The organism is Cobetia sp. MC34 (assembly GCF_018340035.1).
GTDB lineage: Bacteria > Pseudomonadota > Gammaproteobacteria > Pseudomonadales > Halomonadaceae > Cobetia > Cobetia amphilecti.
On the sequence record NZ_JADPPY010000014.1, the window covers coordinates 29,840 to 47,599 of the forward strand.

A 17,760-nucleotide genomic window follows, 5' to 3' on the forward strand; every position below is an offset into this window, starting at 1 on the left:
GATAGGTGCTTGTGGGCCAAGTACTGGGGCGATAAGCGTCCGAGAGGAAAGCGGACTAGCGTGCCAGCCGCTGATAAAGCCCCAGATAGGCCTCGCCCATGGCGCTGGGAGTGAAGCGTGCCAGATGCGCACGTGCCCCCGCGACCAGCCGCTCCCGACGTGGTGCATCAGCGACGAGTGCCACGATGGCGGCAGCCAGTGCCTGTGCATCGCCGGTGGGCACCAGCACGCCGGTGCTATCGTCATGCACGATATCGGGGATGCCATCCACATCGCTTGCGATGATCGGTACGCCGTGATCCATCACGTCGAGCAGAATCGAGCCGAGACCCTCGTTGTGTGACGGGAAGGCGAACAGATCGAAGGCTTCCAGATAGTCGCCGACATTGGTGTGGAAGCCTTCCCAGACCAGATTGTCGAGATCGGCACTTTCCGCCTTGAAGGCCGCTTCGTCCTCGCCGGCGCCCAGGCAGACGAACAGCAGCTGCGGGTGGCTGTCGCGCAGCCTGCGGGCCGCCTCGATCAGCACTCGCTGGCCCTTGTGGCGGTCCACCAGGGCGCCGACATGCCCGATGACGATGCGATCCCCTGCGGACGTATTGCCGAAGCGCTGGCGTAGCTCGGCCACGGCTTGCTTGTCGCTGGGCAGATGGGCGAGGGTGCTGGGGATCAACGCCGTCTCGCCCCATTGGCGCTCCCGCAGGTGAGATTCGATCACCGACGAAATTGCTACCCGGCAGGCGGCCGCGCGATAGGTCAGGCGATTGAACGGCTTGTCCTTCACCGGCTGGGGCACCCGGCGTGTCAGCAGGTAGGGCGTGCCGGTGAGGCGCTGATGCAGCCATGCCCAGTGCACGGCCTTGGCTTCGTGAGCATGCACGATATCGGCGCGGGGCTGACCGAGATGGCCCTTGAAGCGTCCGCTGATCTCGATCACATCCACCGTGGCGGCAAGCTCGAGCGCCGCCAGTTCGCTGATCAAGGGCGAGCCCTGCAGGCACACCAGTGACTGGCGGATCGGCGCGCCGGCTTCGCCGTTCTCCCCCGGGCTTGCGCGTCGCGCCAGGTCCGCGATCAGGTTGAGCGTCTGGCGCTCACCGCCGCGAAAGCCGCGTGCCAGATTGACATGGCGTACGTGAAGCGGGCGCGTCACACCTCGTGCGGCAGTCGGCTCACAGCTAGAGGTCATGGTCACCATACCTTGTTGAAATCTTCGGCCTCACGCACCTTGGCGTCGCGCTGGAATTCCAGCAGCTTGGCGTATTTCAGGTAGGCATTGACGCTGGCCGACAGCGCCACCGAGAAGCCATCGACGCCATCACGGAAGCCAGCCTGGAAGACGAACTTGCGCATGAAGGCATTGCTGGCATGCAGGAAGGGAGTGAAGGCGTTGGCGCGTTTTCCCTTCTGATACATGATCTTGGCGGCGCGGTTCGAGAAACGGCCACTGGCCTTGACGAACAGTTCACCAAGATTGGCAAAGCTGTAATGCTCGAGATCGGCGTCCAGCTCGCAGGGATGGTTGGCCTGCACCGAGCTGTGCTGACGTGAATCGCGGAAGGCGAGTTTCTCGCGGTCATACAGACGCAGGCAGTAATCGGGGTACCAGCCGGCATGTCGCACCCAGCGCGAGCCGATGAAGTTGCGACGGCGCAGCGCGAAACCATCGTGGGGCGTGCTGTCGAGTGCCAGTTCCCGGATGGCGCTGACGGCACCGTCGGTCAGGCGCTCATCGGCATCCAGAGACAGCACCCAGCGGTGGCTGGCATGGCTCGGCCCGACATTCTTCTGCGGCCCGTCGCCCAGGTAGGGTTGATCGATCACCACGGCGCCCATATTGCGCGCCAGCTCGCAGGTGGCATCGGTGGAGCCGGAATCGACCACGATCAGCTCATCGCAGACCTGGGCCAGCGAGCGCAGGCAGTCCTCGATGTTGTGGGCTTCATTGAGGGTGATGACACAGCCGGTGATGGGCACCGCGGTGCGCAGCTTGCCATCGGGTGAAGGGGCGGCCGAGGCCTCGTCGCTCGTGTTCATGACGGTCTCTGTCTGAAGAGCGCCTGCAGCACGACGGGGTGTGGCAGGCGCCGATGGGACTCAGTGGCAGGCTCAGTTCGGGTAGAAGCGGCGCATGGTCTCCATCACTTTCATGACGGGGTTGGCGCCTTCGCCGAGCGCCTGCCGACGATTCATGTCGCCATCGTACACTGCATAGCCGCCGGTGCCTTCCAGTGCGTAGATGCGATCGCGCTGAATGATACCGAAGTCCTGATAGCTACCGGAGAGCACCCATTCATTGTCGACCTCTGGCTGATGGTCGAGAGTGCGCAGCAGGTCATGCCCCATGCTGTAGTCGCTGGGGGGATTGCTGATGCCCATCACATGGCGTAGCAGTGTCGGGACGACATCATAATGCGCGGTGACGGGAGGCAAGGGCAGCTGGCTTCCATAGTGGCCGGCAGGAATGCCGGGGCCGCGCAGAATCAGCGGTACCTGGGTCTGGTAGCGAGTGAAGTTGCCATTGTGTCCCCAGAAATTCTTGCCGCTGTCATTGAACTCCTGAGCATGGTCACCGGTGACGACCAGCACCGTATTGTCCCACTCGCCGTGTTCTTTCAGGTCCTGAATCACGCGCGCCAATTGCCTGTCCAGATGATACAGCGAGTTCAGATACAGGTTGCGCACAGGCGTCGGGTCGGTGTCGGGACCCAGTGTCAGATAGTCCATGCCGGTGGCGCTGGGCTGGAAGGGAGTGCTGGCACCTCTGGGCAGCGAGTAACCATGCGGAGCATCGTAGAACAGTACGCCCAGCCACGGTTTCAGCGCATGAGCGTCCTGCTGCAGCGCTGTCTGGCGGCGCTGGGCCTGCCAGGCGAGCCAGTCGGTCGTCATCACGCGGTCCCGCATGGCGGGGCTATCGCCCAGGGTGCGCAAGCGCAGATCTGGCACTTTCGGGAAGAGGCTGCGGTCCAGGCCGACACCATTGAAGCTTGCCGAGGAGAATAGCCCCAGCGGCCACTGGCGCTGCAGTGCCTGATTGACCAGCACGCTGCCCAGGCCGTCATTCTCCATCGGGGTGACGTAATTGGCGGTCAGGCCAGATAGCAGGCTGAAGAAACCGGTGCGGGTGCTGTTGCCGCCGGAGATGTGATCCGGAAAGTGCAGACCATCCGCCAGGGCGGCGTGCAAGTGGGGCATCGTCTCGGCAGTGAAGCTATCGGCGCGCCAGGAGTCGATCACCAGAAACAGGATGTTGGCAGGCTGGCCGTCGACACCTCTGCTGGTGATGACATCGTCATCCTGTTTAAGCGGTACGGCAGGATAGGCCAGCGAACCCGCCCCGAAATTCTGGATATGCACCTTGGCCGCTTCTGCAGTCCGGGCATCCAGCCACCCGTGGTCTTCCATGAAGTCGCGCGCTGTGGCGGGGAACAGCAGCGGGAAGGCTGGCGCTTCGCGTGTCACCTGCAGGTTGTGATGGGCATCCGACACTATGTGCTGGATGTGGCTTGCCAGCAGCATGAGGAACAGCAAGGCATGCAGCTTGCCTGTCGGCAAACGGTGAGCGCGCTTGACTGCCGCAGGCCCACTCAGTCGATAAGCCAGCCCGCAGCAGAGCGCGATCAAGCCGAGCAGGGTGCAGGCACCCAGTAACCAGGTCGTGGCATCGAACTCGAAGATTTCACCGTTGCTGTCATTGAGGAACATCGACAGCATGAAGCCGTTGAGATGGAAGCGGTACTGGGCATAGACGAGGCTGTCGATGATGAGTGCGCTCAATGCACTGCCGGCCAGAATGCCCGCAGGGAGCCACAGCCAGCGGCGAGCGCTGCGCGCGGGCAATATCATGCCGAGCAGGCCAAGTGGCAGCCACAGTAGTTGGGCAAGCAGTCCGTAGTGACCCAGCCAGGTGGTGGCCAGGTAGGCCCAACCGCTCAGGCTGGCGGCACTCACTCCTTGCGGGAGTGGGGTAAAGGGCATATAGCGGGTCGCGACCAGCCAGATCAACACCAGGATGGCGAGAGAGAAGGTGGCGCTGTCGCGAAGATAGCGGCGGCGGCTGTCACGAGGTCGGGCGTTGGCGGGCGCAGGCGAGTCAGGGGTCTTTGCGGTCATCGGTCATATCCGGCGGATAGGAAAAAGCGCGATAACCCATCAAGCGTGGGGAGCGGCAAGATAGTTACCATGCATAATATATTGTTAGCATGATATCTTGTTTTGCGCGCCGGATGACCACTTTGTCAGTAATAGAGTTGAACGGAGCGTCAGCAAAGAGTGGAACGGAGCGGGCGCCTACCCTTGATAGGCGCTGCGGATGCGGGCCAGGCACGCCGCATGATGTGTCGGGGTGAAGCGGGCCAACGAACGGCCCAGGCGGGAGAGATTGCTCTCGCGCCAGCATGCACCCCTAGGAGCCTCGGCATGCAGCTGGCAGCGATCGAGATCGATCACGTAGACGCGTTCGCTTTCATCGATCAGCAGGTTGCGTGCGTTAAGGTCGACATGCTCGAGCCCGGCGTCATGCACGGCGCGAATGGCGTGACCTGTCGCGTCGAGCAGGCGGAGCAGGGCTTCGGGCAGCTCGGCCCCGGCAGGCAGGTGCTGTGCTTCGAGGGCGATCAGGTCATCGGCGAAGGCGCGTGCGCCGGGAATCAGCACCGTGATCAGGGCGGCCTCGTAGGTCAGGCCATGCCGCCACACGCAGGCACCGACGGGCTCTGGCACCGGCAGCCCCTGGCGATACAGACGCTCCGTCAGGCGCAGTTCAGCGAAGGCGCGGGTGCGCTCAAGGCCGGTGTAGAGATAGCGCTGACTGGCGAGCTTCGCGATCAGGCCGCCGCGACGATAGGGGCGCAGTGCCCAGCGGCGAGCCGGTGTCGCGGTGGTATTGGCGGGTTGCAGTTCGGCGGGCAAACGACAGACATCGAGGAAGAGACTCGCCCCGCGCCCCGGCGCTTCGCCGGTCACGGCGTCGTGTTCACGCCAGAACGATGGCATGAACCAGTCCGGCGTCATTTGTGGCGCTGTTTCGCCATCATATAGAATGTGGGCATTCTCATTTCGGAAAACTGCCATCCGCATGAAGCATCCTCTCCCTGCCCAGCCCGCACATATCTGCGTGCTCCGGCTCTCCGCTCTCGGCGATGTCTGCAATCTTGTGCCAACGGTACGCGCCTTGCAGCGTCAGTGGCCTGAGGCCCGCATTACCTGGATCGTCGGCAAGGGGGAGCACAGTCTACTGTCCGGCCTGACCGGGGTCGAGTTCGTGGTCTATGACAAGTCCACCGGTCTTGCGGGCATGCGCGCCATCTGGCGACAGCTCAAGGACACGCACTTCGATGTGCTGCTGCACATGCAGCAGGCACTGCGCGCCAGTGCGCTGTCGCTGGGTCTCAAGGCCAAGGTGCGCATCGGTTATGACCGTGCGCGCGCCAAGGACTGGCAGTACCTCTTTACCTCCCATCAGCTGGCCCCGCGAGAGCGCGCCCACGTGCTGGAGTCGTTCATGGACTTCGCGCGTACGTTGGGTGTCGAGGACTGCCGCCTCGACTGGCGACTCGACGTGCCGTCCGAGGCCTACACCGAAGCCGCACGCGTCACCGGTGAGGCGCCGTATCTGATCATCAGCCCGTGTGCCAATCCGCGACTGCGCAACTTCCGCAACTGGTCGCCGGAAGGCTATGCGGCGGTCGTCGATCATGCCTGGCAGCAATATGGCATCCGCAGCGTGATGACCGGTGGCGGCAGCCCGCAGGAACGTGAAATGGGTGCGCGCATCAAGGCGCTGGTCAGCGAAGGCGCGGTCATCGATGCCATCGGTGGCACCTCGCTCAAGGGCCTGCTGGCGATGATCGATCGCGCCGTGGCGGTGATTGCGCCGGACTCCGGCCCGGTGCATATGGGCAATGCGCTCAATACCCCGGTGATCGGTCTGTACGCCACCACCAATCCCGAGCGCGCGGCGCCGTACTGCTGGCAGCATCTGGTGGTCAATCGCTATCCGGACGCCGTGAAGACCTATCTTCACAAGCAGATGGACGAGATCAACTGGGGTCAGCGCGTGCGCCATCAGGACGCCATGAGCCTGATTCGCGCCGAGGATGTCATCGCGCGCCTCGCTGAGCTGCTGGCGGACACCGATGGCGTCATTCGCGGCCAGAGCTGCGAACGTCTGCCGGTCGCGGCTGTCTCCTCTACGGATACCTCTTCTTCCCAATCCCCCTCTGCACGCGGAGACGCCTGATGAAGCTTGATCTGACTGCGCTTGAACAGGCTCGCCTGCTGGTCGTGGGTGATGTGATGCTCGACCGCTACTGGCACGGCGGCACCTCACGCATCTCGCCGGAAGCGCCGGTACCGGTGGTACGAGTCGGCGAGAGCGAAGACCGCCCCGGCGGTGCCGCCAACGTCGCGCTCAACATCGCCTCGCTCGGCGCACACGCCACCCTCGCGGGTGTCGTCGGTGAGGATGACAACGCCGCCATCCTCACCCGCGCGCTGGAAAACGCCAATGTCATCACGCGCTTCCAGGCCAGTGACAGCGTGCCGACCATCACCAAGCTGCGCGTGATGAGCCGCAATCAGCAGCTGCTGCGCCTCGATTTCGAGGAGCCGCTGCACGAGGTGGATACCAGCGCGCTGGTGAGCCAGGTCGAGGCCGAGCTGGGCGCCAGTGGCGTGATGATTCTCTCCGACTACGGCAAGGGCTCGCTGAATCAGGTCGAGGCGCTGATCGCCGCCGCGCGTGCGGCGGGCAAGCGTGTGCTGGTCGACCCCAAGGGCAGTGATTTCTCGCGCTATCGCGGCGCCAGCATCATCACCCCCAACCTGACCGAATTCGAGACCATCGTCGGGCCATGCCGCAGCGATGAGGAACTGGCCGAGAAGGGCGAGGCACTGCGTGCCGAGCTCGAGCTGGAAGCCCTGCTGGTGACGCGCAGCGAGAAGGGCATGACCCTGATCCGCGAGGGCTATCAGCCGCTGCACCTGCCGACGCATGCGCGTGAGGTCTACGACGTCACCGGCGCCGGCGATACCGTGATCGGTGTGCTGGGTCTGGCGCTGGCGGCCGGTCACGCCTTCCCGGAAGCCGTGATGCTGGCCAACCTGGCCGCGGGTCTGGTGGTTGCCAAGCCGGGTACCGCGACCCTGTCGGTGGCGGAGCTCTACACCGCGCTGCACGGCGACAAGCTGGCGGAATTCGGCGTGATCCAGGAGTCCGCGCTCATCCCGGCAGTCAAGGCCGCCCAGGCACGCGGCGAGCGTGTGGTGATGACCAATGGCTGCTTCGACATCCTGCACGCCGGTCACGTGGCCTACCTGCAGGAAGCGGCACGCCACGGTGATCGCCTGATCGTGGCCGTCAACGACGACGACTCGGTGGCACGCCTCAAGGGGCCGACACGCCCGATCAACCCGGTGCTGCGCCGCATGCAGGTGCTGGCGGGCCTCGGTGCGGTCGCCTGGGTGGTGCCCTTCAGCGAAGACACCCCGGCACGCCTGATCGAGGCCGTGCTGCCGGATGTGCTGGTCAAGGGCGGCGACTATCGCCCCGAAGAGATCGCCGGGGGAGAGGCAGTGATCGCCAATGGCGGTGAAGTCCGCGTGCTCGGTTTCGAGGACGGCGTGTCCACCACCGCGATGATCGCCACCATCCTCGATCGCGAGGACTAGGCGTGAGCCTTGCCCGCGGCCTCTACAGCACCGCGCTGACCCTGCTGTCGCCCCTCATCTGGCAGCGGGTCTGGCGCGAGCACGATGCCCAGCACCCGCGCCTGGAGCGGCTGGGCATCATCCCGCCCACGCCGAACACCACGCCCGACAGTGAACGCCCCATCTGGCTGCACGCCGCCTCGCTGGGCGAGGTGGTGATGGTGGGGAGTCTCGTCGAGGCACTGCGTCAGCGTTACCCATGGCGCCCGCTGGTGCTGACGACCATGACAGCCACCGGCGCTGCACAGGCCGCACGTCTGCTGCATACCCCGCAGGGCTCGTCAGGGCTGGCCCCGGCCCGCCACCATTACCTGCCGCTGGATTTCCCGCTGAGCGCGCGGCGCTTCGTGCGTCGGCTGCGTCCGGTGCTGGCGATCATGGTGGAAACCGAGCTGTGGCCCAACCTGATGGCCGCCTGCGCGCGGGATGACATTGCGCTGTGTGTCATCAATGGCCGCCTGTCACCGCGCGCCTTCCAGCGCTATCGCAGGATCGGCGCCCTGATGCGCGATAGCCTCGCCCACGTCAGTGGCCTGTCGGCCAAGTCGCAGCAGGATCTGGAGCGCTTCATGGCGCTTGGCCTGCCGCCAGCGCGCGGCGCGGCCGTCGGCTCGCTCAAGTTCGAACTGGAGATTGCTGAACAGGTCATTGCCGATGGCCAGGCGCTGCGCCAATCATTCGCGCAGCGGCCGGTATGGATCGCCGCCTCGACGCATGACGGCGAGGATGACCAGATACTCGCGGCGCATGCCGCGGTGCGTGACCAGCATCCTCAGGCCTTGCTGCTGTTGGTGCCGCGCCATCCGCAGCGCTTCGAGGCAGTGGCCGCTCAGGCGGCACAGTGGTGTCAGGCGCGCGGTGAGAGCAGCCTGCGGCGCAGTGCCATGTCAGAGAGCGGCACCGAGGTGGCTGACGCCGTCTCGGTGCTGGTCGGTGACAGTCTCGGGGAATTGCTGACGCTGTATGCGGCCAGTGATATCGCTTTCATCGGCGGCAGCCTGGTGCCCATCGGCGGGCACAACCTGCTCGAGCCCGCTGCGTTGGGGCTGCCACTGCTGAGTGGCCCATCGCTGGACAACTTCAGCGAGATCGCCGAGGTGATGACCGCGGAAGGCGCGCTTCAGGTCGTCGCGGATGACGCGGCATTGGCCGAGGCGGTGAATGCGCTGTTCTCGGATCAGGCCGCGCAGCAGAAGGCAGGCCAGGCGGCCAGCCAGGTCGTGGAGCGCAATCGCGGCGCGCTGAGTGGCACCTTGGCGATGCTCGAGCACCACCTGCCGCTGTGACGTCCCCGCGCACGCAAAATGTGCATTGACTGTCTGGTCAGACAGAAAACGCCGCACAATCGTGCGGCGTTTTCTGTTTGTCAGTGGTCTGGCGCTGCGAGCGGCCTGGCTCTTTCCAGCAAAGCAATCGACAGGCTCAGCAGTCGACAAGCTCGGCCGTCACGCCCATTTCTGCCTCCAGCGCCCCCAGACGATCACGTGCGGCGGGGCTGGCATTGCTGATCACCACATCAAAGTCGCTCAGCGGGGCGATGAAGGCGGGGCGCACCATCTCGAACTTGCGCGCATCGACGATCAAGAAGCGCTGCATCGCGCTTTCCAGAGCGGCCTGCTTGGCCGCGACCTCATGAAAATGGAAGCAGCTGACGCCTCGCTCGGCATGCACTCCGCCCGCCGAGAGAAAGGCCTTGTTGATGCCGAGGCGGCGGATGGCCTCCGGCATGTCGGTGGCGGTGAATGACTGGGTGGCCGGGTGAAACAGCCCCCCCAGCATCACCAGCCGCACTCCGGGCAGATGGCCGACCGCATTGGCCACATTCAGGGCGCAGGTCACCAGGGTCAGCGTCTGCTGGCGGTCGATGGCGGCCGCCAGATGGACCAGCGTGGTGCCGCAATCCACGTACAGGGTGTCGCCGTCCTCGATATGACTGGCCAGTTGCTGGCACAGCGCTTGCTTGATCGGGGCGCTGGCGTCGATCTCGCGATCCAGGCGATAGACGCTGCCGGCGGATGAATCGACCAGCAACAGGCGGCCACCCAGAATTTCCAGCAGTCCGTTGCTGTGCGCCACGTCGCGACGAATGGTCATCTCCGAGACGGCGCATAGCTGTGCGGCGTCGCTCAGTTGCAGAGGGCTGCCTTCGCGCAGAATGGCCTGCAGGCGGTCGAGTCGGGCGGCGCTGTGATTGTTCATGCGGCTTTTGTCCTTTGGTGCCGGTTCCGATGAGGGAGCGTTGGCGAAAAACTGGGCTGAAGCGCCACGTCCCACGTCAGAAGCAGATGATAAACCACTGACACACAGGGAGAACCTCAAAAATGCCCCTGACATCGCCAGTCTGGCACTGGAAGACAAGTGGGCGTGAGGTAAAACGGACGTATTGACTATTTGGTCAGGCTGTGACTTTTTGAACATGGTGAGAATGCAGGATAACACTGCACGACGTTGAGAACGGGTCGTCGCAGCCCTGCACGCAGCACCCATAACAACCACAAGAACCCTCAGGATCTTCCCAATGAATCCCCTCATGAGTCTCGTCGGGATGGCTTCGCTCATCCTCATTGCCGTGGCGCTGTCGTCGAATCGACGCGCCATTCGCCTGCGCACCGTGGGTGGTGCCTTTGCCATCCAGTTGGCCATCGGCGCCTTCGTGCTCTACACCTCCTTCGGCCAGGGAGTGCTGGCCGGTGTCTCTGGTGCCGTCAGTCAGGTGGTCAACTATGCCGATCAGGGCATCAACTTCCTGTTTGGCAGCCTAGCCAATCCGGGCAGTGGTGTCGGCTTCATCTTCGCGGTCAAGGTGTTACCGATCATCATCTTCTTCTCGTCGCTGATCGCGGTGCTCTACTATCTCGGCATCATGCAGTGGGTGATTCGCCTGCTGGGTGGCGGCCTGCAGCGTGTGCTGGGCACGTCGCGTACCGAGTCGCTCTCGGCCACGGCCAACATCTTCGTCGGTCAGACCGAGGCACCGCTGGTGGTCAAGCCGTATCTGGCCAGCATGACGCGCTCCGAGCTGTTCGCGGTGATGTGCGGTGGCCTGGCCTCCGTCGCCGGTTCGGTGCTGGGCGGCTATGCGGCGCTGGGCATTCCGATGGAGTACCTGGTGGCGGCATCGTTCATGGCAGCGCCCGGCGGGCTGCTGTTCGCCAAGCTGCTGTTCCCGGAGACGGAGAAGCCGGACGACTCGATCGCCCTCGCCGATGCTGCCCTCAAGGATGATGATGCGCCCTCCAATGTGCTGGACGCTGCGGCCTCCGGTGCGTCTTCCGGCCTCAAGCTGGCGGCCAATGTCGGGGCGATGCTGCTGGCCTTCATCGCGCTGATCGGCCTGATCAACGGCATTCTCGGCGGCGTGGGTGGCTGGTTCGGCATGGACACGCTGAGTCTCGACATGATTCTCGGCTGGTTGTTCGCGCCGCTGGCCTTCCTGCTGGGGGTGCCGTGGAGCGAGGCGACCCTCGCGGGTTCCTTCATCGGCCAGAAGCTGGTGGTGAACGAGTTCGTCGCCTACATCAATCTGGCGCCCTACCTCAGCGGTGACAGCATCGTCGCGGCCACCGGCGCGGTGATGACGCCCTACACCATGGCAGTGCTGTCCTTCGCGCTGTGTGGCTTCGCCAATCTGTCGTCGATCGCCATCCTGCTGGGGGGGCTGGGCAGTCTGGCACCGACACGCCGTCATGAGATCGCAAGCCTGGGGCTCAAGGCGGTACTCGCCGGCACGCTGTCCAATCTGATGTCGGCGGCGATTGCCGGTTTCTTCCTGGCGCTGGCGGCCTGATGCATTCCTCGCTCTCCGCCCGGTCAGTCGACGGGAGCCATCCTGCCGGCATACGCCGGGGAGCAAGCGAGGAAACATCGGGATGTCAGCTCGGGGAAGCCGAGGGTGACAAGGTGCCTGGCGAGAGTGTGAAAAGGTTCACATTGTCGTCGAAGGCACGTTGATCACCCCCGAAATGTCGCTCTGTCGTTTTTGCGAGGAAGTGCTAACATCGCCGCCTTTCCAGACTGGGCCCCGTGCGAGTTTCACTCCCGCGCCTTCGTCGGACTTCATAGCGACAAGACCCGCTCAGCGGGCAAGACCACAAGAATTCGAACAGTCTCAACATTCAGGACAGGATCGTTACGCGATGACCATGCTCAAGACCCTCGCGGCCAGCACTCTGGCTGCCACCACGCTGCTGACCGCTGCAGCACCGGCGCAGGCTACTGACTTCAATGGCGATATCCACGCCAATGATTACAAGTGGCTGACCTTCAACCTGATGCGCAGTGAAGACAACCGCCTGCCGTACCGCAACAGCGAAGATACCTACCTGGAGATGGAGTTCGGCGGCCGCTCGGGCATCGTCGATCTCTACGGGTATGTCGATTTCTTCGATATCTTTGATGATGGATCGGATGATCAGAGCGGTAATGACAACTTCTTCGCCAAGCTGGCGCCGCGTTTCTCGCTGGACGCCATGACCGGTTACGACCTGTCCTTCGGCCCGGTGGAGGAGCTCTACATCGCCACCGTCACCAACATTGGTGATAATGCGAGAGATGAGAACGGTGTTGGTAGTGGCCTGTGGGAGCACTACGTCGGCCTGGGCAGCGATGTGCAGGTGCCGTGGTTCGGCAAGATGGGCTTCAACCTCTACGCGCGTTACGTGCGTGAGAATTACGGCGGTGAAGACGAGAAGAAATGGGATGGCTACATGGCCTCCACCAACTGGTTCAAGCCGTTCGTCAACTTCGAAGATGGCAGCTTCATCGCCTATCAGGGCTACCTGGACTACAAGTTTAAGGCTGATGAGGTGGGCGGTGCAGATGGCCGTAGCGTCAACAGCATGGAGTGGTTCAATGGCATCTACTACCACACCCAGCGTATTGCACTTGGTTACGGCCTGAAGTACTACAACAACATGGCATTCTTCACCGATGGCTCTACTGCCACCGGCGTTCGCCAGGACACCACCGGCTTCGGCAACTACTTCAGCATCAACTACAAGTTCTGATCACCGCTTCGCTCTCGCTGAGCGACCGGCGCTAAAATAGAAACGGGAAGCCCCTCAGGGCTTCCCGTTTTTCGTCTGGCTGCTGTGGCATCTGACACCTGGCATCCGGCATCTGATGATCAGCGGAACTCCACCTCGGTGACTTCCACGCGCACCAGCTGGCGTGACCACTCGCCCTCCGGCAGCGAGATGCGTACCTCGCGGCTATCGCGTGTCTGGCCGGGGCGCAGGTAGGTCTGGGGCAGGCGATATTCACCGACCCACAGCGGCACTTCACGCGTCGCGAGCAGATGGCCATCATCGGCATACAGGCGCAGTCTGGCCTGCACGCCGATGACACTCTGGCCGGCCGTGTTGTCGAGACTGAACTGCAGAAGCGCCTCGTCATCCTCTTCGCTCACCGAGGACAGACGCGCGACCAGACCATCGCGGTGGCCTTCACTCAACAGCCGCGGATTGGCCAGCGCGCTGCTGTTGAGGCGTGACGCGCTGTCAGGCGCTGTGTTGCTGGCGCTGGCAGAGGCTGCACTGGCTGATGGTGAGGCCGAGTCGCCAGCCGGAGCGACCGCCGCCGTCACCGGCACGGCCGTCGAGGTCGGCACCAGCGCGCTGCCAGCCTTCACTGAGGGCTGTGTGGCCGGGGCGGAAGCGGCCTGCACCTCATCCAGCTGATATTCCCAGCTGTGGTCCGGCTTGAGCAGGATCTTGACGCCACTGTCGAGCGTCACGGTGACTGGCTGGCTGATCGGCAGGCTATCGGCCAGCGCCAGCGGACTTGCGCTGGCTGCCAGCAGCAGTGCGGTCGCCAGGCGCAGTGCGGTCGCCAGGCGCAGTCGTGGGCGCAGATTCATCGTCATGCCAGCTCCTCAAGCAGTGATGCGTTCGACGCCACTTTCGCGTCCCACCAGCAGTACATCGGCACCGCGTGCCGCGAACAGGCCATTGGTGACGACACCGACGATGGCATTGATGCGCGCTTCCATGGCGATCGGGTCCTCGATCAGGAAGTTGTAGCAGTCGAGGATGCGGTTGCCGTTGTCGGTCAGCACGCCATCGCGGTAGACCGGGTCTGCGCCCAGCTTGACCAGCTCACGCGCGACATAGGAGCGCGCCATCGGGATGACTTCCACCGGCAGCGGGAAGCCGCCGAGAATATCCACCTGCTTGGAGCCATCGGCGATGCACACGAAGCGCTCGGCGCAGGCCGCGACGATCTTCTCGCGGGTCAGCGCGGCGCCGCCGCCCTTGATCATCGCCAGGCGCGGGTCGATCTCGTCGGCACCATCCACGTAGACCGGCACGGTGCCGACATGGTTGAGTTCGAAGACGTCGATGCCATGGCCCTTGAGGCGCTCGGCAGTGGCTTCGGAGCTGGCGACGGCGCCGGCGAAGTCGTGGCGCACTTCCGCCAGCGCATCGATGAACAGATTGGCCGTCGAGCCGGTGCCGACGCCGATGATGGTGTCGCGGCTCAGCAGTGGGCGAATCTCGTCAAGGGCGGCGCGGGCCACGGCCTGCTTCAGCTCATCCTGGGTCATGTGATACCTCGGGTCGGTGGGGCGGTGATGAAAGTGGGCATTGGCGCGGTCTTTCCCGCGTGGCCAGCAGTTTACCGCCGACAGGCACTGGAAAACGGCTTGACGTGAAGCGCAACGCCGGAAAACGCCACATTATAACGGCAAACCCGGCGATGGCGCTGGACGCTCTCGCCAGCGGTCTGATAACAATGGGGGTTCGGTCGCGCTCATGCGGCCCGCGCTGTGACACATCAGGACATTCCTATAATGCTCGAACATTACGTCAAGAAAATCCTGTCGGCTCGTGTCTACGAAGCCGCCCATGAAACTCCGCTCTCGCCGGCACCCTTGTTGTCGCGTCGTTTCGGCAATCACATCTTCATCAAGCGTGAAGACCTGCAGCCTGTCTATTCCTTCAAGATTCGCGGCGCCTACAACAAGATGGCCCAGCTGACGGATGAACAGAAGGCGTGTGGCGTGATTGCGGCCTCGGCCGGCAATCATGCGCAGGGCCTGGCGATGGCGGCCAAGCTGATGGGCGTCAAAGCAGTGATCGTGATGCCGCGCATTACGCCGGAAATCAAGGTGCAGGCCGTGCGCGAGCGCGGCGCGCGGGTGATTCTCAAGGGCGACGCCTTCCCCGAGGCGCTGGCCCACGCGCGTACCCTGATGGACGAGCACGGCTATACCTTCATCCCGCCCTATGACGACCCGGATGTCATTGCCGGCCAGGGCACCGTCGGCATGGAAATCCTGCGTCAGCACCCCGGCAAGATCGATGCGATCTTCGTGCCGGTCGGGGGTGGTGGTCTGATCGCCGGTGTCGCGGCCTACGTGAAGTACCTGCGCCCCGAGATCCGCGTCATCGGGGTCGAGGCGGAAGATGCCGCCTGCCTCAAGGCCGCCATGGAAGCCGGCGAACGCGTGGTGCTGGACCAGGTCGGCGTGTTCGCCGAGGGCGTGGCGGTCGCGCAGATCGGCGCGGCACCGTTCGAGCTCATCCAGCACACCGTCGATGAGGTCATCACCGTCAATACCGACGAGATGTGTGCGGCGGTCAAGGATATCTTCGAGGATACGCGCGCCGTTTCCGAAACCAGTGGCGCACTGTCACTGGCGGGCCTCAAGAAATACGTCCAGCAGTCAGGTGCGGAAGGGGAGACGCTGGTGTGCATCAACTCCGGTGCCAACACCAACTTCGATCGCCTGCAGCACATTGCCGAGCGCACCGAGCTGGGCGAGCAGCGTGAGGCGATTCTGGCCGTGACGCTGCCGGAGCGCCCGGGGGCCTACAAGCAGTTCTGCAAGGTGATCGGCAAGCGCATGGTCACCGAGTTCAACTATCGCTATGCCAATCCGGAGGAAGCGCATGTCTTCGTCGGCGTGCAGGTCAAGCCGGGCGGTGAAGACCGCGCCGCTGTGGTCGAGAAGCTGCGTGAGGCGGGCTATGCGGTGGAAGACCTGACCGACAACGAACTGGCCAAGCTGCACACGCGTCATCTGGTCGGTGGGCGCACGACCAGCGATCTCGAGGAAGAGGTCTATCGTTTCGAATTCCCGGAGCGCCCGGGCGCCCTGATGAATTTCCTCACCCACCTGCCGGCGGACTGGAACATCTCGCTGTTCCACTACCGTAACCACGGCGCGTCGCATGGGCGGGTGTTGATCGGCATGCAGATTCCCAATAGCGACCGCGCGCGGGTCGAGGAATATTTCAATGAGATCGGCTATCGCTTCTGGAAAGAGAGCGACAATCCCGCCTATCGCCTGTTTCTGTCCTGAGCGAGGCAAGCGATGGGGCGATGATGGCTATATGAGTCATTTGCGTTGAAGGCGGCGAGCTGAGGCGCAGCTCATCATGCTTCATTGGTCATATTCGTGGATAGAAAAGCCCCGGCCTTCGTGTGGAAGGCCGGGGCTTTTTCATGCGTATCCGGCGAGCATGCCGCAGGAAATTCCACATTTCATGCCGAGCGCGAAAAAGAACGGTGTTTTTGACGAAAGCCCTTGTCGGCTGGGGTGACCAGACATCAAAAGCTGCGTGGAAAAGCGTCCATTCAAACGATTGCATGGTGATTGTCATACAGAAGTCAGATGCCTATCATCTGGTCACTGTCAGGAAGACAGTCATCGACAACCGTCACGCGAAAGCCACTGACGATATAAGAAGAAGCCCGCTCTCATGAAACGTAAGCCCGATCTGGTCATGGCCCTGGTATTCATCTTCGGGATTGGTGTAGTGGCAACCGGCTACGCCCAGACCGTAATGGGTTCCTGAATCCTGCGCTGCTGCCCTCACCGGCGGTAGCGGTGCTGCTGGCGTCAGTCTCTCTGGCGCCACGCACCCATGCCATGACCCTCCTGCCAGGCTTTCCAGCGTTTCTGCTCCCCGCTTTCCAGCTCCCCGACTCCCCTTAAGCTTGACCCTCGTCTGGCTTCACTGCGTTGCTGCTTCGCCTCCTCACAGATAGCCCCTTTCTGCCTGCTTTCACCCTCGACATCTCGCGGTCGTGCCATCGATCTCGTCATAAAGCCTGTCGCCTCATTCGGCACGGGCAGGGCGCACGACTTCGCGATCACTGACGATGGCGTCCAGCGGGACATCCCAGGGCTGTACCGGCAGGGCGGGGACCTTCTGACAGTGGTGGGCGAGACCGATCAACAGTGGCCGTGGGCCGGGACGGCGGGTAAAGGCGAAGCTGCGATCGTAGAAGCCGCCGCCCATGCCGATGCGCGCCCCGTGCCCATCGAAGCCGACCAATGGCATCAAGACGACATCCAGCGCCCAGGCAGGCAGGCGCCGCGCCTTGGAAGCACCGTGACGGGTGTCCGGTTCGGCGATGCCGAAGCGATTGCTGACCAGGGGTGTCTGATCGTCATAGCGCACGAACCATAGCGAATTGGCCGCGAACGGACGCAGTACCGGCAGATAGACCTTCGCCCCCCGTCGCTGCAGCCAATCGCACAGGCGCGTGGCATCGATCTCGCCATCGTAGGGCAGATACAGGGCGACGTGGCGGGCGCGCAACAGTTCCGGCAGTCGTTTCAGCTGACGCAGGAGCGCATCTTCGGCTTGCAGGCGAATGGCAGGTGGTAGCTGACGGCGGCGTTGGCGCAGCAGACGGCGAAGCGCACGGCGGTCGGCCTGAGGGTGATCGAGCTCGCTGGGCAGTGCCCAGAGCGTGGTATCGAGTGCTGCAGAAGGGAGTGGCGAGCGTGGGCTCGCGGGTGCGGCATAGACCGCGGGGGGCTTGTGCATGTCTGACAATCTCCGTCAGACAGGGTTCTCCAAGGTGCCGGTGTTACCGGGGGCCCTTGAACCCAGCGGTTCAAGGTGGGTAGTCCCGCGCAGCGCATCAGGCGTTCCGACGCACGGACATGCACACAGCACTGCGCAGTGGACTCCCTGGGAATAGCTTATAAGCTCGAGGGACATCGGCAACTGTCGTACACCCCAGAGAACTCATTCAGTCTACCAAACCCCGCCTGCCTGCCCAAGGGCTAATCCTGTCGGGAACAATCTG

At 63.5% G+C, this 17,760-nt stretch carries 14 protein-coding genes and 1 other RNA gene; 6 read left to right on the forward strand and 9 right to left on the reverse strand.

What is annotated here, in order from left to right; genetic code table 11:
- Positions 1 to 55: 55 nt before the first annotated feature.
- From IZU87_RS09510 to IZU87_RS09525, 4 genes are all read right to left on the reverse strand, one after another.
- On the reverse strand, positions 56 to 1,189 hold the full coding sequence (locus IZU87_RS09510) for a glycosyltransferase family 4 protein (protein WP_213114354.1): 1,134 nt from the start codon (positions 1,187 to 1,189) through the stop codon (positions 56 to 58).
- Positions 1,190 to 1,191: 2 nt separating this feature from the next.
- A complete protein-coding gene (locus IZU87_RS09515) occupies positions 1,192 to 2,037 on the reverse strand; it encodes a glycosyltransferase family 2 protein (protein WP_082388690.1) in 846 nt (281 codons plus the stop codon).
- Positions 2,038 to 2,109: 72 nt separating this feature from the next.
- On the reverse strand, positions 2,110 to 4,116 hold the full coding sequence (locus tag IZU87_RS09520; RefSeq protein WP_213114355.1) for a DUF3413 domain-containing protein: 2,007 nt from the start codon (positions 4,114 to 4,116) through the stop codon (positions 2,110 to 2,112).
- A 177-nt stretch (positions 4,117 to 4,293) separates the two neighbouring features.
- Positions 4,294 to 5,082, reverse strand: coding sequence for a 3-deoxy-D-manno-octulosonic acid kinase (locus IZU87_RS09525; protein WP_213114356.1), 789 nt, complete (start codon positions 5,080 to 5,082; stop codon positions 4,294 to 4,296).
- On the opposite strand from IZU87_RS09525, the gene IZU87_RS09530 reads away from it, so the two are divergent.
- The 3 genes from IZU87_RS09530 to waaA are packed head-to-tail and all read left to right on the forward strand — an operon-like array spanning position 5,081 to position 8,999.
- Positions 5,081 to 6,244, forward strand: a complete 1,164-nt coding sequence (locus IZU87_RS09530) for a glycosyltransferase family 9 protein (RefSeq protein WP_213114357.1) — start codon at positions 5,081 to 5,083, stop codon at positions 6,242 to 6,244. The genes IZU87_RS09525 and IZU87_RS09530 overlap by 2 nt on opposite strands.
- Positions 6,244 to 7,674 (forward strand): bifunctional D-glycero-beta-D-manno-heptose-7-phosphate kinase/D-glycero-beta-D-manno-heptose 1-phosphate adenylyltransferase HldE, encoded by a 1,431-nt coding sequence (gene hldE, locus IZU87_RS09535; RefSeq protein ID WP_043331637.1) that lies wholly within the window; start codon positions 6,244 to 6,246, stop codon positions 7,672 to 7,674. Before IZU87_RS09530 ends, hldE begins: the two co-directional genes overlap by 1 nt.
- A gap of 2 nt (positions 7,675 to 7,676) precedes the next feature.
- A complete protein-coding gene (gene waaA / locus IZU87_RS09540) occupies positions 7,677 to 8,999 on the forward strand; it encodes a lipid IV(A) 3-deoxy-D-manno-octulosonic acid transferase (protein WP_213114358.1) in 1,323 nt (440 codons plus the stop codon).
- Positions 9,000 to 9,135: 136 nt separating this feature from the next.
- On the opposite strand, the gene IZU87_RS09545 is transcribed toward waaA, so the two are convergent.
- Entirely contained in the window at positions 9,136 to 9,912 is a 777-nt protein-coding gene (locus IZU87_RS09545) for a DeoR/GlpR family DNA-binding transcription regulator (RefSeq protein WP_213114359.1), read from the reverse strand.
- Positions 9,913 to 10,231: 319 nt separating this feature from the next.
- On the opposite strand from IZU87_RS09545, the gene IZU87_RS09550 reads away from it, so the two are divergent.
- Together IZU87_RS09550 and IZU87_RS09555 are read left to right on the forward strand one after the other, a co-directional pair.
- Positions 10,232 to 11,500 (forward strand): NupC/NupG family nucleoside CNT transporter, encoded by a 1,269-nt coding sequence (locus tag IZU87_RS09550; protein ID WP_043331634.1) that lies wholly within the window; start codon positions 10,232 to 10,234, stop codon positions 11,498 to 11,500.
- A gap of 349 nt (positions 11,501 to 11,849) precedes the next feature.
- Positions 11,850 to 12,719: an outer membrane protein OmpK gene (locus IZU87_RS09555; protein WP_213114360.1), complete on the forward strand. Its 870-nt coding sequence runs from the start codon at positions 11,850 to 11,852 to the stop codon at positions 12,717 to 12,719.
- Between the two features lie 119 nt (positions 12,720 to 12,838).
- Here IZU87_RS09555 and IZU87_RS09560 read toward each other — a convergent pair whose 3' ends face one another.
- On the reverse strand, positions 12,839 to 13,576 hold the full coding sequence (locus IZU87_RS09560) for a DUF3157 family protein (protein ID WP_213114361.1): 738 nt from the start codon (positions 13,574 to 13,576) through the stop codon (positions 12,839 to 12,841).
- A gap of 9 nt (positions 13,577 to 13,585) precedes the next feature.
- Positions 13,586 to 14,257, reverse strand: coding sequence for a ribose-5-phosphate isomerase RpiA (gene rpiA / locus IZU87_RS09565; RefSeq protein WP_054556388.1), 672 nt, complete (start codon positions 14,255 to 14,257; stop codon positions 13,586 to 13,588).
- 237 nt (positions 14,258 to 14,494) lie between these two features.
- Between rpiA and ilvA the strand changes: the two genes are divergently transcribed.
- On the forward strand, positions 14,495 to 16,018 hold the full coding sequence (gene ilvA / locus IZU87_RS09570; RefSeq protein ID WP_349305176.1) for a threonine ammonia-lyase, biosynthetic: 1,524 nt from the start codon (positions 14,495 to 14,497) through the stop codon (positions 16,016 to 16,018).
- A gap of 760 nt (positions 16,019 to 16,778) precedes the next feature.
- On the opposite strand, the gene IZU87_RS09575 is transcribed toward ilvA, so the two are convergent.
- Positions 16,779 to 17,495: a 5-formyltetrahydrofolate cyclo-ligase gene (locus IZU87_RS09575; RefSeq protein WP_213114363.1), complete on the reverse strand. Its 717-nt coding sequence runs from the start codon at positions 17,493 to 17,495 to the stop codon at positions 16,779 to 16,781.
- A 22-nt stretch (positions 17,496 to 17,517) separates the two neighbouring features.
- A non-coding RNA gene (gene ssrS, locus IZU87_RS09580) (6S RNA) lies at positions 17,518 to 17,700 on the reverse strand.
- Between the last annotated feature and the right edge of the window lie 60 nt (positions 17,701 to 17,760).